Consider the following 21,857-nt stretch of genomic DNA (forward strand, 5'->3'; position numbering starts at 1 on the left):
GTCTCACGCGTTGACGATCAGCAGCTGCCGTCGTCGCCGAACGGGTCGTCCAGGATGATCGTGTCGTCGCGGTCGGCACCGGTGGCAACGAGCGCCAGCTTGCAGCCGGACAGTTCTTCCACCGCGCGCAGATAGGCGCGCGCCGCAGGCGGCAGCTTGTTCCAGTCGCGAATGCCCGCGGTGGATTCTTCCCAACCCGGGAATTCCAGATACACCGGCTTGCACTCTGCCCAACCGTCGGCATCCAGCGGAGCGAGCTCGCGACGCTTGCCGCGGTATTCGTACGCAATGCAGACCTTGATCGACTCGAGACCGTCGAGCACGTCGAGCTTGGTGATGGCGAGGCCGTCGATGCCGTTGATCTGCACCGCACGCTTCAGCGCCACGAGATCGATCCAGCCGCAGCGACGCGGACGACCGGTGCTGGCACCGAACTCGTTGCCCTTCTTGCGCAGCAGTTCGCCCATGTCGTCGTTGAGTTCGGTCGGGAACGGACCGCCACCGACGCGCGTAGCGTAGGCCTTGCAGATGCCGAGCACGTAGTCGATGTCGCGCGCGCCCACGCCCGTACCGGCAAGCGCACCGCCCACGGTGGTGTTCGACGAGGTGACGTACGGGTAGGTACCGTGGTCGATGTCGAGCAACGCGCCCTGCGCGCCTTCATAAAGAATGTTGCCGCCATCGCGACGGACGTCGTGCAGGATCGTCGCCACGTCGTCCACCATCGGGCGCAGGTACTCGCCCCAGGTCAGCGCCTCATCCAGCACGGTCTGGTAATCGACCGGCTCAGCCTTGAGCCACTGGGTCAGCACGAAGTTGTGATACTCGACGGCAGCCTTGACCTTCTCCGGCAGCTCGTGCGGATACATGAGGTCGGCCACGCGGATCGAACGGCGCGCAACCTTGTCCTCATACGCCGGGCCGATACCGCGGCCGGTGGTGCCGATAGCCTTGGCGCCCGAGGCGACTTCGCGCGCCTTATCGACGGCGATGTGATACGGCATGATCAGCGGCGTGGCCGGCGAGATCTTGAGGCGCGGACGCACGTCGACGCCCTGCCCTTCGAGTTCGGCGATCTCGCTCATCAGCGCGGCCGGCGACAGCACGACGCCGTTGCCGATCAGGCAGAGCGCGTCGTCGCGCAGGATGCCCGACGGGATCAGGTGGAGCACCGTCTTCTTGCCCTTGATCACCAGCGTGTGGCCGGCGTTGTGGCCACCCTGGAAGCGCGCGACCGCGCCAACGCGCTCGGTGAGGAGGTCGACGATCTTGCCCTTGCCCTCGTCGCCCCATTGCGCGCCGAGAATGACGACTGACTTGCCCATGTGATGGTTCTCTTCGTTGCGGTTGCCCTGGCGGGCGATGTGGATCGGGTTCAGCGCTGGCGGCCGGGGCCGTCGTTGAGGTAGCGCAGGAATTCGGAATCGGGCTTCAACACGAAGGTGCCCTTGCCGTCCGCGAACGCCTTGCGATAGGCCGCAAGGCTGCGATAGAAGGCGAAGAACTCGGGATCCTGCCCATAGGCCTGCGCGTAGATCGCCGCCGCCTGTGCGTCGCCGTCGCCGCGCACCTTGGTGGCATCACGGTTGGCATCGGCCAGCAGCACCTGCTTCTGGCGATCGGCATCGGCGCGAATGGTCTCGGCGCTCTCCTGGCCGGTGTAGCGCAGTTCGTTGGCGAGCTGCAGGCGCTCGGCGCGCATGCGCTTGTAGACCGATCCGCTGACTTCGTCGGGAAGGTCGATGCGCTTGATCCGCACGTCGACGATGGCGATACCAAGGTTCTTGCGAGCCACCGCGTCGGTCTGCTGGCGCACGCGCTCGGTGATGTCCTTGCGGCCACCGGCAATGAGGTCTTCCAGCGGGCGCGCGTTGAACTCGTAGCGCAAAGCGTCCTTCACGATCGGCGTCAGGCGCTGAGTGGCCTGGACCTGCTCGCCGGATGTGGCACGGTAGAACGCCGCGTTGTCGGCGATGCGCCACTTCACGTAGAAGTCGACGTTGACGCTCTTCTTTTCGAGCGTGAAATAGCGCTCGGGTTCGGCATCGAGGCTGAGGATGCGGTTGTCGAAACGCATCACCTGCTGCACGACCGGAATCTTGAAGTGCAGACCCGGCTGGTAATCGGCACGAACGATACGGCCGAATTGCAGGAGCAGCGCGTTCTCGCCTTCCTTGACCACGAAGACGCTGTTGAAGCCGAGCAGGACGAGCGCGACGACGATGAGGCCGGAAACGATCTTCACTGGGCGCTCCCCTGCGGCTGGTTCGGATTGGCGGCGTCGGTGGTGGCGGACTGAATGACCGTGCCCACGCCGGGCACGTTACGCACGGCGCCATTGGCTTCCACCGGCAACTGCACGATGTTCTTGCCGTTGCTGCCGTCGATGACCTTCGGATTGCCGGCCATCACTTCCTCGACGGTTTCGAGCCAGAGCCGGCGACGGGTGACCTCCGGCGCGGCGCGGTATTCCTTGAGCAGGAGGTTGAAGCGCTCCGCGTCGCCGTTGGCGCGCGCAATACGCTCGACGCGATCCGCCTCGGCTTCGGCAGCGATGCGCGCGGCGTCGCCACGCGCCACAGGCACGACCTGGCTTTCGTAGGCACGTGCCTTGTTTTCTTCGCTCTGCTTGTCTTCGCGCGCGGCGTTGACGTCGTCGAACGCGTCCTTCACTTCCTTCGGCGGCGAGACGTTCTGGAAGCTGACGCCCGTGACGAGGATGCCTGCATCGTACTTGTCGAGCGTGGCCTGGAGGATGTCGCGCGTCTGCTGCTGCAGGGTTTCCTTGGCGGCCGGCGCTACACCCGCCACGGGTGCCTGCGCCGGCGCAGGCGTGTCCACGCCCGGCGTGGTCAGGATGTTGTCCATGATGTTCGCGCCGACGACGGAGCGAACGGCGGCTTCGGCGGCGTTATGGATGGTGTTCTCGTCGCGATCGGCATTGGAATACAGAAACTTCCGCGCGTCGGACACCTGGTACTGCACGTTGAAGTCGATGGCGATGATGTTCTCGTCGCGGGTGAGCATCGACACGTTGTCGGACACCGAACGCACCTGGGTCGTTTCGACCTTGGTCACGGTTTCCACCGGGCTCGGCGCCTTGAGGTGGAAGCCGGGCGGCAGGATGCGCGAGAACTGGCCGAAGCGCAGCACTACGCCGACCTGGCGCGCGTCGATCACCGTGTAGCTGGAGACCAGCAACCAGGCCACCGCGAACACGAGCACGATGGTGAACACGCCACCGCTGCCTGCGCCGAATTTCCCGAGCCGGGCCTTGATGCTCTTGATCGCGCCGTCGAGATCGGGTTTGCGCCCGTTCGACCGGTTGCGATTCCAGGGGTCCTTCTGGCCGTTGCCGGGTTCGTTCCAAGCCATGGGCGACAGTCTCCTTCGGGGACCGGAGGGTGGGTGGCTGGCAAGCCTTGGGGTGGACCCGCCGCGGCGGGACAAAGACGTCGGGAGCGCGAACACCCGTCGCCGCGGCCATTCCGGCGCGCAAACGACGTGAATTCTACCAGATGGCTGCGATCGAATGCTCGCTCAGTGGTCGGCCTGATCCTGGCCGATCAGCTCGCGCAGCGAGCCCGAATGGGCGTCATCGCCTACCAGGGGCGCCAGCACGGAGCGCGGGGCGTCGATGTCGAGGTGCCAGCCAAGCTCGTCGACCTGCTCGGCGGCGATCGCTCCGGCGGCCTTGAGCCGCGCATGCAGGCGTCCCGCACTGAGAGGAAGCTCAAGTCCGGCCCGGATGCGTTCGCCGCCGAGCAGTTCGCCCAGCGCCACCCGCAGACCATCGAGTCCGGCGCCGGTCGCCGCGGAGAGCCAGACCTGCCGCGGTTTGCCGTCGTCGCCGCGGTCCACGCGGGGTTCGGTCTCGACGAGATCGACCTTGTTCATCACGGAGAGCTGCGGGACGTCGCCCGCGCCGATTTCCTCAAGGACCGAATTCACCACGCGGGCCAGCAGCTCGCGTTCCTCGTCGGCGGCGTCGCTCACATGAATGAGCAGATCCGCATCGCGGGCCTCGGCCAGGGTCGCGCGGAACGCCGCCACGAGATCGTGCGGCAGCTCGCGGATGAAGCCGACGGTATCGGCGATCACGGCAGGACCGCAGGACAGGCCATCGATCTTGCGCACGGTCGGGTCCAGGGTGGCGAACAACTGGTCGGCCGCATACACGGCGCCCGCGGTCAGCGCGTTGAACAAGGTCGACTTGCCCGCGTTGGTGTAACCCACCAGCGCCACGCGCGGCACGGTATTGCGCAGGCGCGCACGACGCTGCTGATCGCGCTGGACCTGCACCTTTTCGAGGCGCTTGGTCAGCATCTTCACCCGCTCGGCGAGCAGGCGACGGTCGGTTTCGAGCTGCGTCTCACCGGGGCCGCGGTTGCCGATGGCACCGCCGCGCTGCGCGTCGAGATGGGTCCAGCCCCGCACCAGCCGCGTGGCGAGGTGCTTCAACTGGGCCAGTTCGACTTCGAGCTTGCCTTCGTGGGAGCGGGCGCGCTGGGCGAAGATGTCCAGGATGAGCCCGGCTCGATCGACGACGCGGGCCTTGAGGTGCTTTTCGAGGTTACGTTCCTGCACGGGGCTGAGCACGTGGTCGACGAGGACCAGGTCGGCCTCCAGGGCGCGGACCGCTTCGGCGACTTCGTCGGCCTTGCCGCTGCCGATGTAGAACCGCGGATTGGGCGCTTCCACGCGCGCGGGAATGCTGGCCAGGATCTCCGCGCCGGCAGACCTCACCAGCTCGGCGAATTCCTCGCCCCGGCGGACCGCATCGCCTTCGCCGCGGGAATGCGGCAACACCAGCACGGCGCGATCGCCTTTCTTTTGTCTATCGAACACTTAGCGGGATGCCTCAGGGGTATGAAGAAGGAGTGCGCGCCGCCTCGGCGTACGCGCACTCCATCCTACATGGGATTCCGCTGCGGCCCCCTCAACCCTCGCCGTCACCCGACCCGGCGTCGGCATGGTTTTCATGGCCGCCGACCCGGACGTTCCGGCTGGGGACCACGGTGGAGATGGCGTGCTTGTAGACCATCTGGCTCACCTGGTTGCGCAGCAGCACCACGAACTGGTCGAACGACTCGATCGTGCCCTGCAACTTGATGCCGTTCACCAGATAGATGGCGACCGGCACGCGCTCGCGACGAAGCGCATTCAGAAACGGATCCTGCAACGACTGCCCTTTGGACATTCTTCTTCTCCCCTACGCCTCTCGTACGGGTCCGGGTAAAAAACGCCAATGGCGCCCCGGCCCAAGTGCTTTGAATCTTAACTGCTTTTAAATGCCCGCAGGAAGCGTTGACCGTCACGGTCTCGGCATTCCCACGAACTGCGCCACCGCGCGGGCCACCTCGGGCGTCGGATCCCCCCGATCCGGGTCGAACGTGCGGGCGTCATACTCGCTGCGGAGCCAGGTGACCTGGCGTTTCGCGAGCTGACGAGTGGCATAGATAGCACGGTTCCGGAATGTCGTGGCGTCGCCCTCCCCCTCGAGGTACTCCCAGGCCTGCCGATAGCCCACCGCGCGGATCGCCGGCAGGTCGGCATGGAGGTCGGCGCGCCGCTTAAGCTGGCGTACCTCGTCGAGGAAACCCGCCGCCAGCATCTCATCGAAGCGCCGAGCGATGCGCTCGTGGAGCAACGAGCGGTCGTCCGGAAGGAGCGCCAGCTTCAGCACCCGCCATGGAAAGCGCTGCACCGTCCCCACCTGCTGGAGTTCGGTGAGCGGTCGCCCGGTGAGGGTCATGACCTCGAGGGCACGCTGGATCCGTTGGGCGTCGCCCGGCCGGATTCGTGCACCTGCGACGGGATCGAGTGCCGCCATGCGCGCATGCATGGCAGTCCACCCGATGCTCGCCGCCTCCGCGGCAAGGGTCTGCCGCAGGGCGGGATCCGCCTCAGGCAGATCGGACAGGCCGCGCTGGAGCGCCCGAAAGTACAGACCCGTGCCGCCGACCAGCAACGGCACGTTACCCCGCTCTCGGATGGCCTCCATCGCTACCAGCGCATCCTCGCGGAAGTCGGCCGCCGAATACGGCTGCGCCGGATCGCGAATGTCGATCAGCGCATGGGGATAACGCGCCAGCGTCACCGCATCCGGCTTGGCCGACCCGATGTCCAGGCCACGGTACACAAGCGCCGAATCGACGCTGATCAGTTCCACCGGGAAGCGATCCGCGAGGGCACAGGCGAGCGCGGTCTTCCCCGAGGCGGTGGGGCCCATGAGAAAGATGGCGAGGGGGCGAACGTCGGCAGGCATCCTGCGAGGTTAACGCAGCCGCGACCCAACGGTGATCAAACCGTAAGCAGCAAAACGCAAGTGCCTGCCACGCAAGGCGCAAGTGAAGTTGTCCACAAGCTTATGCAGCGGGTATCCACATTCGCTGTGGATATCGCGAGCTCGTATCGCTCGCGCCGAGTGGTCACGACATGACCAAGCCGATGCAAGTACGCGCCACGCAAGGGCGAAAGGAAGTTGTCCACATGCTTATGCAGCACGTATCCACATTGGCTGTGGATATCGCGCGCAGCGCAGGAGTCGTACCGGTGTGGTCACGGCGTGACCAACGCAATGCAAGTACGTGCCACGCAAGGGTGAAACGGAGTTGTCCACATGCTTATGCAGTGCGTATCCACACACGCTGTGGATATCGCGGCACGCGTATCGAGGCAGTGGCGCGTGATTGACCAGCGCAACGCAAGTGCGCGCCACACAACGCGCATTCGGACTTGTCCACATGGTTATGCAGTCGGTATCCACACACGGTGTGGATAACCGCGCATGGACGGCGCAACGCCCTCCATGCGCCTCGGTGCGTTACTTCGCCGGCACGCCCAGCTCGCGCAACAACGCAGGCGACGGATACACCTTGTCGATCAGCCAGCGCATGTAGCGCATGTCCACATGGATCGCGCGCTTGTAGCGCGGGTCGTACATCCAGCTCGCGCTCACGGCTTCCCAGTTGCTGTCGAAGTTCAGGCCGACCATCTGGCCTTTCGCATTGAGCACCGGGGAACCGGAGTTGCCACCCGTGGTGTCGAGATTGCTCAGGAAGTCCACCGGCATGGCGCCGGTCGCAGGATCGGCGTAACCCGCGAAGTCACCCTTGCGAATCGCGTCGAGCAACGGCTTCGGTGCATCGAAGGGTTCCATGCCCGTGTTCTTCTCGACGATGCCGGCAACCGTGGTCATGGGCGCATAGGCCACGGCATCGCGCGCGATCAGCGGCGTGACCTTGCCGTAGCTCACGCGCAACGTGGAGTTTGCATCGGGATATACGGCCTTGCCCTGCGCTTCGCGATACGCGACGAGGGCCTGCATGTACGCCGGGCGCAGGCGAAGCAGATCGCCTTCGCGCGTCTTGCGTTCGTCGTCGATGCGAAGCAGCGCGGGGCGAAGTGTCCGCGCCGCGACGAGCAATGCGTCGTGGCTGCCATCGATCTCAGCCGACGTGGCCGCGAACAGGCGCGTGCGCTCGGCCTCGTCGCCCAGCTTCGTGTCCGCATAGATCCGGTCGAGCGCCTTGACCAGCTCGGCGGGCGTGCGTCCGAAAACCTTGTCGAGTTCCGGCAGCCGCTGCGCGTCGGGCAATGCCTGGTAGCGCGACAGCACCGACGTGAGCAGCGCCTTTTCCACGCGAAGATCGTAGCGACGCTGGATCTGCTTGAGCTGGCTTGCGATCAGCTCCTCGTCGCGCTTCTGATAGCCAGCCTCGCGATCGGCGTCCGCCTTCGGTCGTTCGACCGCGAGACGATCGAGCGACAGCGCGCCGCGCAGCAGTTGCGTCTGCGACGAGAGCAGGCCCACCAGGAAGTCGCGCTCGCGCACGTCCTTGCCCTTGGCAATCACCGCCATGACCTGATCGATCTCGGGTTGCAACGCGGCGCCTTCCGGGCGCTTCTTCAACCAGGCGAGCATCGCCGCTTCGTCCTCGCGGCGAACGGTGACGGCATCGCTGCGACGCAGGCCTTCCAGTTCACCACTGAAACGCTTGATGCCGTTCTTCAAGGTCTGCAACTGCGAGGCATAGCGAATGCCGGCGTCCTTGTCGGTCTTGCCCTGGGTCTCGATGACGTCCTGCAACGCCTTCAACACCGACACGGCCGTGGGCAGGCGCCATTCCACCTGATCCGCGAACTCGGCGGCGGTGCGATGGCGATAGGTGATGCCCGGATAGCCGGCCAGCATCACGAAATCGCCTTCCGCGACGCCGTCGGTCGCAAGCGACAGATGAGACGGCGGGTGATAGGGCTTGTTGTCTTTCGAATAGTCCGCGGGCTTCCCGTCCGGGCCGACGTAGGCACGCAGGATGGTGAAATCGCCCGCATGGCGCGGCCAGACGAAATTGTCGACCTCGTCGCCGTAGTTGCCGATCGCGCGTGGCGGTGCATACACCAGGCGGATGTCGCGCAGTTCCAGTTGCTTCACGAGATAGAAGTCGCGCCCATAGAACATGTTGGCGACGCTGCAACGTATGCCCTCTTCTTTCTCGCACTCCGCGACCATCGACTTGCTCACGGCGTCCACCGCGTCGTAGTACGCCCGCCCTTCCTTGCCCTTAGCCGCGGCGAGCACGCGATCCGTGACCTTGTCGAAGCCGACCGTCACGCGCAGCCGGTAGTCCGGATTGGCGGGCAGCTCAGCCGCACGGTCGGGCGCGACATAGCCGTTCGTGATCAGGTCGCGGTCCGGCCGCGAGTTGTACTGGATGACACCGAAGGCCACGTGGTGATTGGTGACCACCAGGCCATCGGCGGACACGAAGGAACCCGTGCCCCCACCAATCCGGACCACCGCATTGAGCGGCGCCCGGGTGAGATCGGCCAGGGCGGCCGGGTCGCCCCGGAACCCCGCCTCCTTGAGATTCTTCGCAATCTGAGGGAGCTGCGACGGCAGCCACATCCCCTCGTCGGCCTTGGCGTCCAGCGCCAGCGCCACAGCGGCGCCCAGCATCATGGTGCGGATTCGCATCGTTCGGTTACCCCTTCTGGATCGTGCGGTGCGCACTGACCATAGAGGGGGCTCTGTACCGCTGGCAATGCCGCGATGCACCACGGGCAGCACCTGCCACGGCATATAATGGTGGTTTGGGTCCGCGCCGCGGGCCTTCCCCGCACGGAACCCGAGACCCCATGCAGCAGACGATGAAGGCGCTGGTCAAGCGCAAGCCCGAGCAAGGCATCTGGATGGAAGAAGTGCCGGTGCCGCAGGTCGGCCCGAACGAAGTCCTGATCAAGGTCGAGAAGACCGCCATCTGCGGCACCGACCTGCACATCTACAAGTGGGACGAATGGTCCCAGCGCACGATCAAGCCCGGCCTGACCATCGGCCATGAATTCGTCGGCCGCGTCGCCGACATCGGCCCTGGCGTCACCGGCTACAAGATCGGCGACCGCGTCTCGGCGGAAGGTCACATCGTCTGCGGCCATTGCCGCAACTGCCGTGCGGGTCGCCAGCATCTGTGCCCGAACACCATCGGCATCGGTGTGAACCGCAATGGCGCGTTCGCGGAATACATGACCATGCCCGCCTCGAACCTCTGGCCGATCCCAGACCAGATCCCGTCCGAGCTGGCGGCGTTCTTCGACCCCTATGGCAACGCGGCGCACTGCGCCCTGGAGTTCGACCTCATCGGCGAGGACGTGCTCATCACCGGCGCTGGCCCGATCGGCATCATCGCCGCCGGCATCGCGAAGCACGTGGGCGCGCGCAACGTGGTCGTGACCGACGTCAACGATTACCGCCTCAAGCTCGCAGCGGACATGGGCGCCACGCGCGTGGTCAACGTCGCCAACCAGTCGCTGAAAGACGTGGTGAAGGATCTGCACATCGAAGGCTTCGACGTGGGCCTGGAGATGAGCGGCAATCCGCGCGCCTTCGGCGACATGCTCGAATGCATGTACCACGGCGGCAAGATCGCCATGCTCGGCATCATGCCGCGCGGTGCGGGCATCGACTGGGACAAGGTGATCTTCAAGGGTCTCACCCTGCAGGGCATCTACGGCCGGCGCATGTACGAGACCTGGTACAAGATGACCCAGATGGTCCTGACCGGCTTCCCGCTGCAGAAGGTGCTCACCCACCAGATCGCCATCGACGACTTCCAGCGCGGTTTCGATCTCATGGATGCCGGCCAGTGCGGCAAGGTCGTTTGTTCCTGGACGTGACGTGATCCACATCGCCTGACCGTCCTCCCGCGATCCCCGACGGGTACACTGCGTCGGGGGGTCACGTGTGCGGGAGCGGCGGTATGGAAACGCTGAAGGCGAAGGCAAGGGTTCACTGGGGGAGAGAGCGCGAGCGTGCGCTGTCGGTGTATCGATCGCATCGGGCCCGGCGCATCGCGGCGGGCTTTCTGATCGCCATCGTCCTCTTCGGGTTGCTCGGATTCTTCGCCGCGCCACCGCTCATCCGTTCGCAGCTTGCCTCACGCGCCAGCGCAGCACTCGGTCGCCCCGTCACGATCGGGCAGGTGCACCTGAATCCGTTCACGCTTGCGCTCCGCATCGACCGCCTGCACATCGGCGAGCGCGACGGCAAGAGCGCCTTCGTCGACGTCGATCAGCTTGTCGCCAATGCCTCGTGGGCATCGCTCTTCCGTGCAGCACCCATTCTCGACGCCGTGACGCTGCAAGGGCCGCATATCCGGCTGCGCCGGGATGCACCGCAGCGCTTCAATATCTCGGACCTGATCGACCGCTTCGCCGCGAAGCCGGGTGAACCCGATACCGGGCCGGCGCGTTTCGCCGTGTCCAATATCGCCATCCACGATGGGCAGGTGGATTTCGACGATCGCGTGTTGAACGCCACTAACCGCGTCGACCACATCGAACTGGGTGTGCCGTTCATCGCCAGCCTCCCCAGCGACACGGACATCTTCGTCCAGCCGCTGCTCGCCATGAACGTGGATGGCAGCCCGCTGCGCGTGCAAGGCCAGACCAAGCCCTTCGCCAGCAGCAGGGAATCGCTGGTGAGCTTCCGTCTCGATCACCTCGACCTGCCGCGCTATCTCGGCTTCGTGCCCACACCGCTGCCGGTCGCCGTGCCGAGCGGCAAGCTGTCCGGCTCGCTCGATCTGCGCTTTGCGATGACGAACGACGCGCCGCGCGTGATTCTCAGCGGGCGGCTTGCCGTGGACGATCTGCAGGTAAACGACGCCAGCGGCACCACGCTGCTGGCGCTCGGCCACGGCGATGCCGAACTGACGGCACTCGAACCGCTTACCTCGCGTTATCGCCTCGCCACCGTGTCACTCGATCGACTGGGCCTGCGCTATGCACGCTTGCCGGGTGGCCGCAGCAACATCGATGCACTCGCTGGGTCGGCGCGCGCCGGACCTGGCGCACCACCCGCATCGAACGCGCGCCCGACCGACGTACGCATCGACACGCTGCGCTGGCACAACGCGCATGTCGAATACGCCGATCTCGCGGCACCATCGCCGGCGCATCTCGTGCTCGACGATCTTCACGGCAGCCTGCGCGGACTCAGCACAGTCACTGCGCCGATCGCAACGCTGGACGCGGCCGCGCGCATGGCCGATGGCGACGTCGCTACGCAAGGCAAGCTCGACCTCGCCGCACAGCACTACACGGGCGCGCTGTCGCTGAAACGTGTGTCGCTCGCCAGGCTCATGCCACTGGCTCCCCCACTGCTCGACGCGGACGTCGATGGCGGCAGCATCGATGCCAACGGCACGCTGGCCCTCGATTGGCACGACGCGGTCGCCGTGCGGATGACCGCCGCAAAGGCGCGACTCGATGGCTTTCGCCTCGTTCCTCGCAACGGCCGCGCATCGCCGGTGACCTGGACCTCCATGGCGGCGTCCATCGCCTTGCTCGACCTAAGTAGCAGCGAAGCGCGCCTCGATCAGCTCACGCTCGAAGGACTCGCCCTCGACGTAAAGCGTCTCGCCAACGGCAGCCTCGATCTGGCGGGCATCGTCACACCCTCTCCCGCGCTGCCAGCCAAGGCATCGCCTTCCACGGCATGGCGCTGGAGCATCGGGCACGTCGGGCTCAGCCAGGGCTCGCTCGCCTGGCGCGATGCGAAGACGCGCGACGCCCGCGATCCGGTGACCTTGCGCGCTACGTCGCTCGCCATCGACGGCTTGTCGGACGACATACGCCGCCCCATCACGATCGCCTTCGATGGCGCCGTCGGCGAGGGAACCCTTGCCATCGATGGGCAGATAACGCCCCAGCCCCTCGATGCGAAGCTGACCGTGAAGGCCACGCGGCTGGACGTGGCACCGCTGCAATCGCTGGCGACCGTACCGCTCAACGTGCGTGTCGGCAGTGGCTTGCTGAGCCTCGATGGTCAGGTGCGTTACAGCGCCCGCGGCAACGGCGCACCCGAAGTCGCCTACCGTGGTCAGGCCACGCTCGGTCGGGTACGGGTGCTCGACAAGCTCACCAACGAGGACTTCGTCCGTTGGGCGTCGCTCAGTGCCTCCGGCCTCGCGGTGCAGTTGGGCGCAGGCGCGCCGCACGTCGCCATCGAAGGCATTGCGCTCGACGATTTCTATGCGCGGGTCATCGTCAACGCCAACGGTCGGTTGAACCTGCAGGACGTGGTCGCCAGCCCCGAAGCACCCGGCGCCGTGTCGGTCACGCAAGCCCAGGCCGAGCCAGCGCCGACGAAGGCGACCGTGACGGAAGCCCCGAGCGCACCTGCGGCGGATATCCGCATCGGCCAGATCAGCCTCACGAAGGGACGGCTGAACTACACGGACAACTTCATCAAGCCGAACTACACGGCCGACGTGACGCAGTTGACCGGCAAGATCGGCGCCTTCGGTACGGCCGGCGGCCCGCCAGCCGAGCTGACCTTGCGCGGGCAGCTCGACGAAAACGCGCCCGTGGACATCACCGGCACGATCAACCCGCTCACGCCCGTGGCCTTCCTCGACATCAAGGCCACCGCGGAAGGCATCCAGCTCGCCAACCTGTCGCCCTACTCCGGCAAGTACGCCGGCTACCCGATCACCAAGGGGCGGCTGAACGTGGACGTCCATTATCTGCTCGACCAGCGCAAGCTGACCGCCGACAACCACATCTTCATCGACCAGCTCACCTTCGGCGACCGCATCGAGGGCCCAGGCATCAGCCATCTGCCGGTGAAGCTCGCCGTGGCGCTGCTCAAGGATTCCCAAGGCCGGATCGACGTTCGCATTCCGGTCTCCGGCTCGTTGGACGATCCCCAGTTCAGTGTGGGAGGACTCGTCTGGCGTGCCATCGGCAACCTCATCGTCAAAGCGGTGACCTCACCGTTCCGGCTGCTCGCCTCGATCGGAGGCAGCCGGGAAGACCTGGGCTACGTGGAGTTCGCGCCAGGCTCGGCCGTGCTGGACGCCGCCGCGCAGGACAAGCTGGCCCAGATCGTGAAGGTCCTCACGGACAAGCCGTCCATCAGCCTCGACATCGTGGGCCGGGTGGATCCGGACAAGGACGAGTCCGGCCTGCGCCGGGTCATGGTGGACGACCTGGTGGACCAGGAGCGGGCGAACGACAAGGGCGACGACACCACGCCACCCGCGGCCGAGGAACAGGAAAAGTACCTTGAGCGCGCCTACCGCCACGCCTCGTTCCCCAAACCGAAGAACCTGATCGGCCTGACCAAGTCGCAGCCGCCGGAGGTGATGCGCGACCTCATGGAGACGAACATGCCCGTCGACGCGGACGCCCTGCGCCATCTCGCCGAGCGCCGTGCCAACGCCGTACGGCAGTGGCTCCAGGGCAAGGTCGACGACAAGAGGGTTTTCGTGGTGGCGCCAAAGACCGACGCGAAGGGGATCGACGACGGGGGCCGCACCACGCGGGTGGATTTCGGACTTCACTGACACGCACGCCAGGTTTTATCCCTCGGCCGTAGGCCTCACAATCGGCGGATTCCCCGTCCCGGAACCCACGCCATGTCATACCCCGGCCAGAACCGCTTCGCCAGCGAACTCGAATCCATCCGCGAACAGGGCCTGTTCAAGTCCGAGCGCATCATCGTCTCGCCGCAGTCGGCCGAGATCGAACTGGAGGACGGGCGCAAGGTCCTGAATTTCTGCGCGAACAACTACCTCGGCCTCGCCGATCACCCCGAGGTCATCCAGGCGGCCAAGGACGCGCTGGACACTCACGGCTTCGGCATGGCGAGCGTCCGCTTCATCTGCGGCACGCAAGACCTGCACAAGACGCTGGAACGCCAGATCGCCGAGTTCTTCGGTACCGAGGACACCATCCTCTATGCCGCCTGCTTCGACGCGAACGGTGGGCTCTTCGAGCCACTGCTCGGCGAAGAGGACGCCATCATCTCGGACGCGCTCAACCACGCGTCGATCATCGACGGCATCCGCCTGTGCAAGGCCAAGCGTTTCCGCTACGCCAACTGCGACATGGCCGATCTCGAAGCGCAGTTGCAGGCTGCCGATGCCGCCGGCGCGCGCACCAAGCTCATCACCACCGATGGTGCGTTCTCCATGGACGGCTTCGTCGCGCCGCTCGACGAGATCACCGCGCTCGCACGCAAGTACGGCGCATTGGTCCATATCGACGAATGCCACTGCACCGGCTTTCTCGGCGACAACGGCCGCGGCTCTGCCGAGCTGCACGGCGTGATGGACAAGATCGACATCTTCACCGGCACGCTCGGCAAGGCGCTTGGCGGCGCACTGGGCGGCTTCACCACCGGCCGCAAGGAAGTGATCGAACTGCTGCGCCAGCGGTCACGCCCTTACCTGTTCTCCAACTCGCTTCCGCCACACGTCGTCGCCGCCGGAAGCAAGGTGTTCGAGATGCTGGCCGCCGCGGGCGACCTGCGTGAACGGGTCAAGGAAAACACCCGCTACTTCCGCGAGAAGATGACCGAAGCCGGTTTCGATATCCGTCCGGGTCAGCACCCGATCGTGCCGGTGATGATCTACGACGCCAAGCAGGCCCAGGCCATGGCCTCGGCGCTGCTCGACGAAGGCATCTACGTCACCGGTTTCTTCTTCCCCGTGGTACCGCAGGGCAAGGCACGCATCCGCACGCAGATGAGTGCGGCGCATACGCGCGAGCATCTGGATCGCGCCATCGCCGCGTTTACGAAGGTGGGCAAGCAGCTCGGTGTGCTGAAGATCTGATCGTCGCGAGCGGTGTCGCGCTGCGACGCCGCTCATTCATGTGTGCCTTGGATCGAAGCGTCGGCGCGCCTCAGCGCCGACGCAGCTGCGCCACTTCGTCGTCGCTGAGGTGGCGCCACTGACCTTTTGCCAGCTCACCGAGCGTCAGCTCGCCGATGGAAACGCGGACGAGCCGCTGCACCTCGAAACCCAAGGCGGCAAGCAGACGGCGAATGTGGCGATTGCGCCCTTCGTCGAGCGTCACTTCGAGCCACGCGGTGCGCTCGCCACGGCGGAGCACTTCGACCGCCTGCGCGCGCAACAGAGCGCCCTCGTCCGTCACGCCTTCGAGCATGGCCGCCAGCGTCGCTTCGTCGGGATGCCCCACCACCTGCACGTGATAGGTCTTGGGCACATGGGTCACCGGGTCGGTGATGCCCGCCGCCCACACCGTGTCGTTCGACATCAGAAGCAAACCTTCGCTGGCCTTGTCGAGTCGGCCCACGGGCCCGAGCCAAGGTAGGCCAGCACCTTCGATAAGCGAATACACCGTGTCGCGTCCGCGTTCGTCCGAAGCCGAAACCACGATGCCACGCGGCTTGTTCAAGGCGATGTACACCAACGAAGCCGCTTCCGTCGTGGCATCGTCCAGTTCGATGCGCTCATGCCCGGCGATGGGGAACTCCGGGTCGCGCACGAGACGCCCATCGACACGTACCCTGCCCTCGCGCACGAACTTCTCTCCCTGGCTGCGCGAACAGATCCCGCGCTTCGACAGCACACGCGCCAGCCCATGAACCGGACCCGTTGAACGGCGCGTACGAGAGACAGGGAAACGAGGAGGACGAAAAGGCATTTCGGCAGGATAACGCACGCATTCGGGCTCGGCGATGTAGGTCTCGGCTTCACCGCTTCGTTGGCTTCTCGCCGCCATGGCGGCTCCCACAGTAGGGGCGCTGTTTTGGGAGCCGCTACAGCGGCGAGGGAAAGCTTGCCTTGAAGTTGGGTGATCTGGCGATGGGAACTTGCCGGTGGGAGCCAGCCTGCTGGCGATGGGAACCTACCTCGCCGCTACACCGCTTCGCTGGCTTTTCGCCGCTGTAGCGGCTCCCACAGTAGCGGCGCTCTTGTGGGAGCCGCCATGGCGGCGAGGAAAAGCTCGCCTTGAGGTTGGGTGATCTGGGCGATGGGGACTTGCTGGTGGGAGCCAGCCTGCTGGCGATGGGGACCTACCTCACCGCTACACCGCTTCGTTGTCTTCTCGCCGCTGTAGCGGCTCCCACAGTAGCGGCGCTCTTGTGGGAGCCGCCATGGCGGCGAGGAAAAGCTTGCCTTGAGGTTGGGTGATCTGGGCGATGGGGCCTTGCTGGTGGGAGCCAACCTGCTGGCGATGGGGACCTACCTCCCCGCTACATCGCTTCGTTGGCTTCTCGCCGCTGTAGCGGCTCCCACAGTAGGGGCGCTGTTGTGGGAGCCGCCATGGCGGCGAGGGAAAGCTTGCCTTGAAGTTGGGTGATCTGGGCGATGGGGACTTGCTGGTGGGAGCCAGCCTGCTGGCGATATGGACTTGCCTCACGGCTACACCGCTTCGTTGGCTTTTCGCCACCAGGGTGGCTCCCACCCTTGCTTCGTTGGTGACTCATCGCTTTAGCGAAAAAAAAGCGCCTGCATAAGCAGGCGCTTTTTCAAACACACTTAGCTCGCAACGATCAGCTCGCGAATGCCTTCTGGCACCAGGCCAGCAACGGCGCCCAGGTGAAGCCGAGGACCAGCAGTGCGAGCGCGTTGATGGACAACACCCAGCGAGCCGGTGCATCGGCCGTGGCGCGGACGTCCGTGCCTTCGGCGGGCTGGTCGAAGTACATCACCTTGACCACGCGCAGGTAGTAGTACAGGCCGACGATGGCGAAGACGGCGCCGACCACGGCCAGCCAGATCATGCCGGCATCGATTGCGGCCTTGAGGACCAGCAGCTTGCCGAAGAAGCCGAACAGCGGCGGCACGCCAGCGAGCGAGAACATCACCAGCAGCATCATGAAGGCGAACCACGGCGAACGCTGGTTGAGGCCGCGCAGATCGTCGATCTCCTCGCACTCGAAGCCCGAGCGCGACAGCACGAGAATCATGCCGAACGCCGCGGCGCTGGTGAGCGCATAGCTCACGGCGTAGAACATCGACGCCGAGTAGCCTTCCGGACCGGCGTTGACCAGACCGAGCAGCAGGTAACCCATGTGCGAGATGGTCGAGTAGGCCAGCAGGCGCTTGAGGTTGGTCTGCACGATGGCGACGAGGTTACCGATCGCCAGCGACAGCACGGCCAGTACGGCGAGCATGAGCTGCCACTGCGGGGCCAGACCCGACGCACCGCCCGCGATGTCGCCCATGCCGGTCGAGAGCAGACGGTAGGCCATGCCGAACGCGGCCAGCTTCTGCGCGGAACCGATGAAAACGGTAACGGCAGTCGGCGAGCCCTGGTAGACGTCCGGAATCCACATGTGGAACGGCGCGGCGCCCAGCTTGAAGCCGATACCCACGATCAGGAAGACCAGCCCGAACAGCATCAGGGTCTTCCACTCGGTACCGACGATCGCGGCGTGGATCGTATGCAGGTCGAGGCTGTGCGTGGCGCCGTAGATCATGGACATGCCGTAGAGCAGCATGCCCGAGGCCAGCGCGCCCAGGACGAAGTACTTGATCGCCGCTTCGGACGACAGACGCGAATCGCGATTCAACGCCACGAGCGCATACGACGACAGGGTCAGCAGTTCGAGGCCCAGGTACACCGTGACCAGGCTACCCGCAGCAACCAGGAACATGATGCCGACCGTGGCGAAGATCGTCAGCGTGTAGAACTCGCCGAACGGGATGGCCCGTTCCTTGAGGTACGGCCGGGCGTAGACGAAGATCACTGCGGTAATCAGCAGCGAGAACAGCTTCAGCACCTCGGACACGCCGTCGCGGACGAACATGCCGCTGAACGCCGTGACCGACGACGCCGGCTGGCCGTCCACGACCAGGAAGGCGCCAACCAGCAGCACGAGGATGGAGAGCCAATGGATCGCGCCCTTCTGGCCGGGCTTGAGGTACGCATCCAGAAGGAGCAGCACGCAAGCCGCGACCACGAGGTAGACCTCGGGAAGCAGGATCAGGATGTCGTTGATACTCGGCATGGATAGTTCCCGCTCAGACTTTGGTGATGGCCAGTTGCTCGACAATACGAGCGACCGACGCATCCATCAGGTGGACCAGCGGCTCCGGCCAGATGCCGAGGACCAGCACACCGGCGGCGAACGCGCTCAGCATGAAGATCTCGCGACCGTTGACGTCCGTCAGCTCCGCCACGTGCTTGTTCTTGATGTCACCCCACAGCACGCGCTTCACCATCCACAGCGTGTAGGCAGCGCCGATGATGAGCGTGAACGCGGCGAACAGTGCGATCCACGGGTTGGCGCTGAACGAGGCCAGGATGACCATGAACTCGCCGACGAAACCGCTGGTACCCGGCAGGCCGCTGTTGGCCATGGCGAACAGGACGTAGAACGGAGCGAAGATCGGCATCACGTTGATGACGCCGCCGTAGTCCTTGATCTGGCGCGTATGCATGCGGTCGTAGAGCACGCCGATGCAGCTGAACATGGCGCCGGAAATGAAGCCGTGCGAGATCATCTGCACCATCGCACCCTGCATGCCCAGGCGGGCGGCGTCGGGATTGTTGGTCTCACGCACCAGCAGGAAGGCGATGAAGATGCCCAGGGTCACGAAACCCATGTGCGCAATGGACGAGTACGCCACCAGCTTCTTCATGTCCTGCTGGACCAGCGCGATGTAGCCGATGTAGCAGACCGCGATCAGGCTGAGCACGATCACCAGCCAGGCGAACTGATGCGAGGCATCCGGCGTGATCGGCAAGCTGAAGCGCAGGAAGCCGTAGCCACCGATCTTCAGCATGACCGCCGCCAGCACCACCGAACCGCCGGTGGGCGCTTCGACGTGGGCGTCCGGCAGCCAGGTATGCACCGGCACCATCGGCACCTTGATCGCGAAGCCCAGCAGGAAGGCGAAGAACAGCCAGCTCTGCTCGGTCAGCGTGAGGTGCACGTTCGCCATGTCCGACATCGCGAAGCTGCCGCCGGTCTTGTGATACAGGTAGATCAGGCCGATCAGCATGAAGATCGAGCCGAAGAACGTGTAGATGAAGAACTTCAGCGTGGCATAGACACGGCGCGGTCCACCCCAGATACCGATGAGGATGAACATCGGGATCAGCATGGCCTCGAAGAACACGTAGAACAGCAACGCGTCCGTGGCGCAGAACACGCCGATCATCATGCCTTCGAGAATCAGCATGGCCGCCATGTACTGGTGCGGCTTGTTCTGCACCACTTCCCACGCGCCCACGATCACGAGGATCTGGACGAACGTGGTGAGGATGATCAGGGCGACGGAAATGCCGTCGACGGCCAGCGAGTAGTTGATCCCCAGCGACGGAATCCAGCTCATGGATTCGGTCAGCTGGAGCGTACCGGTGCTGGCGTCGTAGGCAGGCAGGAGGGCGAGGCTGGCCGCGAAGGTGGCAACCGCCACCAGCAGCGAGATCCATCGGGCGGCGCCGGGCCGGCCATTGCCGGCCAGCAGCACCGGGATGGCGCCGACGACCGGGAGCCAGATCAGCAGGCTGAGCAAGTGATTCGACATAGAGCTCGTTTCCCTTATTGCCCGATCAGCCAGTACCCGCCGAGGAGCAGGATAAGACCGAGGATCATGGCGAACGCGTAGTGGAAGAGGAATCCGGACTGCAGGCGGCGTGCGCCACCGGCGATGCGCTGCACCAGGTGGGCCGAGCCGTTGACGATGGCGCCGTCGATGATGGCGGTATCGCCCACCTTCGACAGACCTTCGCCCAGCTTCACCCCGCCCTTCGCGAACACCGCGAAGTAGAGTTCATCGATCCAGTACTTGTGGTTGAGCAGCTCGTACACCGGCTTCAGCGCGTTCTTCGCCTTGTCGGCAACGGACGGGTTGAAGAGGTACACGTAGGTGGCGACGACGAAGCCCGCCAGTGCCAGCCAGAACGGCGCCGCGGTGAAGCCGTGCAGAGCCATGCCGAGGGCGCCGTGGAACTCGTGGCCGACTTCGGCAAGCACATTGTTCACTTCGTTGACGTAGATGGCCTTGCCGAACCAGTCGCCGAACAGCATCGGACCGACGGTGAAGAAGCCGATCAACACCGACGGAATCGCCAGCAGCACCAGCGGCACGGTCACCACCCAGGGCGACTCGTGCGGCGCGTGAGCCAGCACGCCCGGCTTACCGTGGCCGTGGTCGTCGTCATGGTGGTCGGCGTGCGCGTCATGGCCGTGACCATGCGCCTTGTGCTCCACGGTGAAGCGCTCCTTGCCGTGGAAGGTCATGTAGAGCAGGCGGAAGCTGTACAGCGAGGTGACGAACACGCCCGCCAGCACGCAGAAGTACGCGTAGCCAGCACCCCAGCGATGCGACTCGCCGACGGCCTCGATGATCGCGTCCTTCGAATAGAAGCCCGAGAAGAACGGCGTACCGGCGAGCGCGAGCGAACCGATCCACATCGTGATCCAGGTGACCGGCATGTACTTGCGCAGGCCGCCCATGTAGCGCATGTCCTGCTCGTGATGCATGCCGATGATGACCGAGCCCGCGCCGAGGAACAACAGCGCCTTGAAGAAGGCATGGGTCATCAGGTGGAACACGGCGCCGCTATAGGCGGAGACACCGAGCGCCACCGTCATGTAGCCGAGCTGCGAGAGCGTCGAGTACGCGATGACGCGCTTGATGTCGTTCTGCACGATACCGATCAGGCCGGTGAACAGCGCGGTGGTCGAACCGATCACGAGGATGAACGACAGCGCGGCATCCGTCAGTTCGAAGATCGGCGACATGCGCGCGACCATGAAGATACCGGCTGTGACCATCGTCGCCGCATGGATCAGTGCCGAGATCGGGGTCGGGCCTTCCATCGAGTCCGGCAGCCACACGTGCAGCGGAACCTGGGCCGACTTGCCCATGGCGCCGATGAACAGCAGCACGCCGATGACGGTCGCGGCATCCCACGCGTGATTCTGGGTGATCTGCAGGGTCTTGCCGACCAGTTCCGGCGCGTGATTGAACGCAGTCTGATAGTCGAGCGTGCCGAGGAAATACAGGATCGCCGAGATACCGAGCAGGAAACCGAAGTCGCCCACGCGGTTGACCAGGAACGCCTTGAGGTTGGCGAAGATCGCCGTGGGGCGCTTGTACCAGAAGCCGATCAGCAGGTACGACACCAGGCCCACCGCTTCCCAGCCGAAGAACAGCTGCATGAAGTTGTTGCTCATGACGAGCATCAACATCGAGAAGGTGAACAGGGAGATGTAGCTGAAGAAGCGTTGGTAGCCCGGGTCATCCGACATGTAGCCGATGGTGTACAGATGCACCAGCAGCGACACGAAGGTCACCACCACCATCATCATGGCAGTGAGGCGGTCGACCATGAAGCCCACGGAGGCGTGGAAGCGGCCGATCTCGAACCAGGTGTAGATGTCCTGGTTGAAGTTCTGTGCGCCGCCCCAGACCAACTGGAAGAGCACGTAGAACGACAGGCCGCAGGCGATCGCCACGCCGAGGATGGTCGCGGTATGCGCCCCTGCCCGGCCGATCACCTTGCCGAACAGGCCGGCCAGGATCGAACCCACCAGCGGTGCGAGGGCGATCGTCAGCAGGATTGAAAGCGAGAGACTCATC

Annotated in this window: 14 protein-coding genes; 3 read left to right on the plus strand and 11 right to left on the minus strand. The window is 65.0% G+C overall.

From position 1 onward, the window contains the following. Positions 1–17 precede the first annotated feature (17 nt). From IM816_RS11040 to IM816_RS11070, 7 genes are all read right to left on the minus strand, one after another. Complete coding sequence (locus tag IM816_RS11040) at positions 18–1,325, minus strand: adenylosuccinate synthase (protein ID WP_072321321.1); 1,308 nt, start codon at positions 1,323–1,325, stop codon at positions 18–20. Between the two features lie 50 nt (positions 1,326–1,375). After that, complete coding sequence (gene hflC / locus IM816_RS11045) at positions 1,376–2,245, minus strand: protease modulator HflC (protein WP_072321322.1); 870 nt, start codon at positions 2,243–2,245, stop codon at positions 1,376–1,378. Continuing rightward, positions 2,242–3,375 (minus strand): FtsH protease activity modulator HflK, encoded by a 1,134-nt coding sequence (gene hflK / locus IM816_RS11050; RefSeq protein ID WP_250338121.1) that lies wholly within the window; start codon positions 3,373–3,375, stop codon positions 2,242–2,244. The genes hflC and hflK overlap by 4 nt, the downstream gene beginning before the upstream one ends. Before the next feature lie 165 nt (positions 3,376–3,540). Next, positions 3,541–4,848 carry a ribosome rescue GTPase HflX gene (gene hflX / locus IM816_RS11055; RefSeq protein ID WP_250338122.1) on the minus strand — a complete coding sequence of 436 codons (1,308 nt, stop codon included), beginning with the start codon at positions 4,846–4,848 and terminating at the stop codon, positions 3,541–3,543. Positions 4,849–4,939: 91 nt separating this feature from the next. Then, the gene (hfq, locus tag IM816_RS11060; protein ID WP_072321325.1) at positions 4,940–5,200 is read right to left on the minus strand and encodes an RNA chaperone Hfq; all 261 of its coding nucleotides are present in this window, start codon (positions 5,198–5,200) and stop codon (positions 4,940–4,942) included. A gap of 114 nt (positions 5,201–5,314) precedes the next feature. After that, the gene (gene miaA / locus IM816_RS11065; RefSeq protein WP_250338123.1) at positions 5,315–6,268 is read right to left on the minus strand and encodes a tRNA (adenosine(37)-N6)-dimethylallyltransferase MiaA; all 954 of its coding nucleotides are present in this window, start codon (positions 6,266–6,268) and stop codon (positions 5,315–5,317) included. A 558-nt stretch (positions 6,269–6,826) separates the two neighbouring features. Next, a complete protein-coding gene (locus IM816_RS11070) occupies positions 6,827–8,980 on the minus strand; it encodes a S46 family peptidase (RefSeq protein ID WP_250338124.1) in 2,154 nt (717 codons plus the stop codon). 161 nt (positions 8,981–9,141) lie between these two features. On the opposite strand from IM816_RS11070, the gene tdh reads away from it, so the two are divergent. The 3 genes from tdh to kbl all read left to right on the plus strand — a co-directional run bounded on the left by tdh (position 9,142) and on the right by kbl (position 15,122). Next, positions 9,142–10,176: an L-threonine 3-dehydrogenase gene (gene tdh / locus IM816_RS11075; protein ID WP_177257376.1), complete on the plus strand. Its 1,035-nt coding sequence runs from the start codon at positions 9,142–9,144 to the stop codon at positions 10,174–10,176. Positions 10,177–10,259: 83 nt separating this feature from the next. Further along, the gene (locus IM816_RS11080) at positions 10,260–13,850 is read left to right on the plus strand and encodes a DUF748 domain-containing protein (RefSeq protein WP_250338125.1); all 3,591 of its coding nucleotides are present in this window, start codon (positions 10,260–10,262) and stop codon (positions 13,848–13,850) included. 72 nt (positions 13,851–13,922) lie between these two features. Beyond that, the gene (gene kbl / locus IM816_RS11085) at positions 13,923–15,122 is read left to right on the plus strand and encodes a glycine C-acetyltransferase (RefSeq protein ID WP_250338126.1); all 1,200 of its coding nucleotides are present in this window, start codon (positions 13,923–13,925) and stop codon (positions 15,120–15,122) included. 70 nt (positions 15,123–15,192) lie between these two features. On the opposite strand, the gene IM816_RS11090 is transcribed toward kbl, so the two are convergent. From IM816_RS11090 to nuoL, 4 genes are all read right to left on the minus strand, one after another. Next, on the minus strand, positions 15,193–15,957 hold the full coding sequence (locus IM816_RS11090; RefSeq protein ID WP_250340745.1) for a pseudouridine synthase: 765 nt from the start codon (positions 15,955–15,957) through the stop codon (positions 15,193–15,195). Between the two features lie 853 nt (positions 15,958–16,810). Next, entirely contained in the window at positions 16,811–18,271 is a 1,461-nt protein-coding gene (nuoN, locus tag IM816_RS11095; protein ID WP_250338127.1) for an NADH-quinone oxidoreductase subunit NuoN, read from the minus strand. A 13-nt stretch (positions 18,272–18,284) separates the two neighbouring features. Beyond that, complete coding sequence (locus IM816_RS11100) at positions 18,285–19,796, minus strand: NADH-quinone oxidoreductase subunit M (RefSeq protein WP_072321330.1); 1,512 nt, start codon at positions 19,794–19,796, stop codon at positions 18,285–18,287. A 14-nt stretch (positions 19,797–19,810) separates the two neighbouring features. Further along, a complete protein-coding gene (gene nuoL / locus IM816_RS11105; protein ID WP_250338128.1) occupies positions 19,811–21,856 on the minus strand; it encodes an NADH-quinone oxidoreductase subunit L in 2,046 nt (681 codons plus the stop codon). Position 21,857: the final 1 nt, after the last annotated feature.

This window comes from Luteibacter flocculans, assembly GCF_023612255.1.
Classification (GTDB): domain Bacteria; phylum Pseudomonadota; class Gammaproteobacteria; order Xanthomonadales; family Rhodanobacteraceae; genus Luteibacter; species Luteibacter flocculans.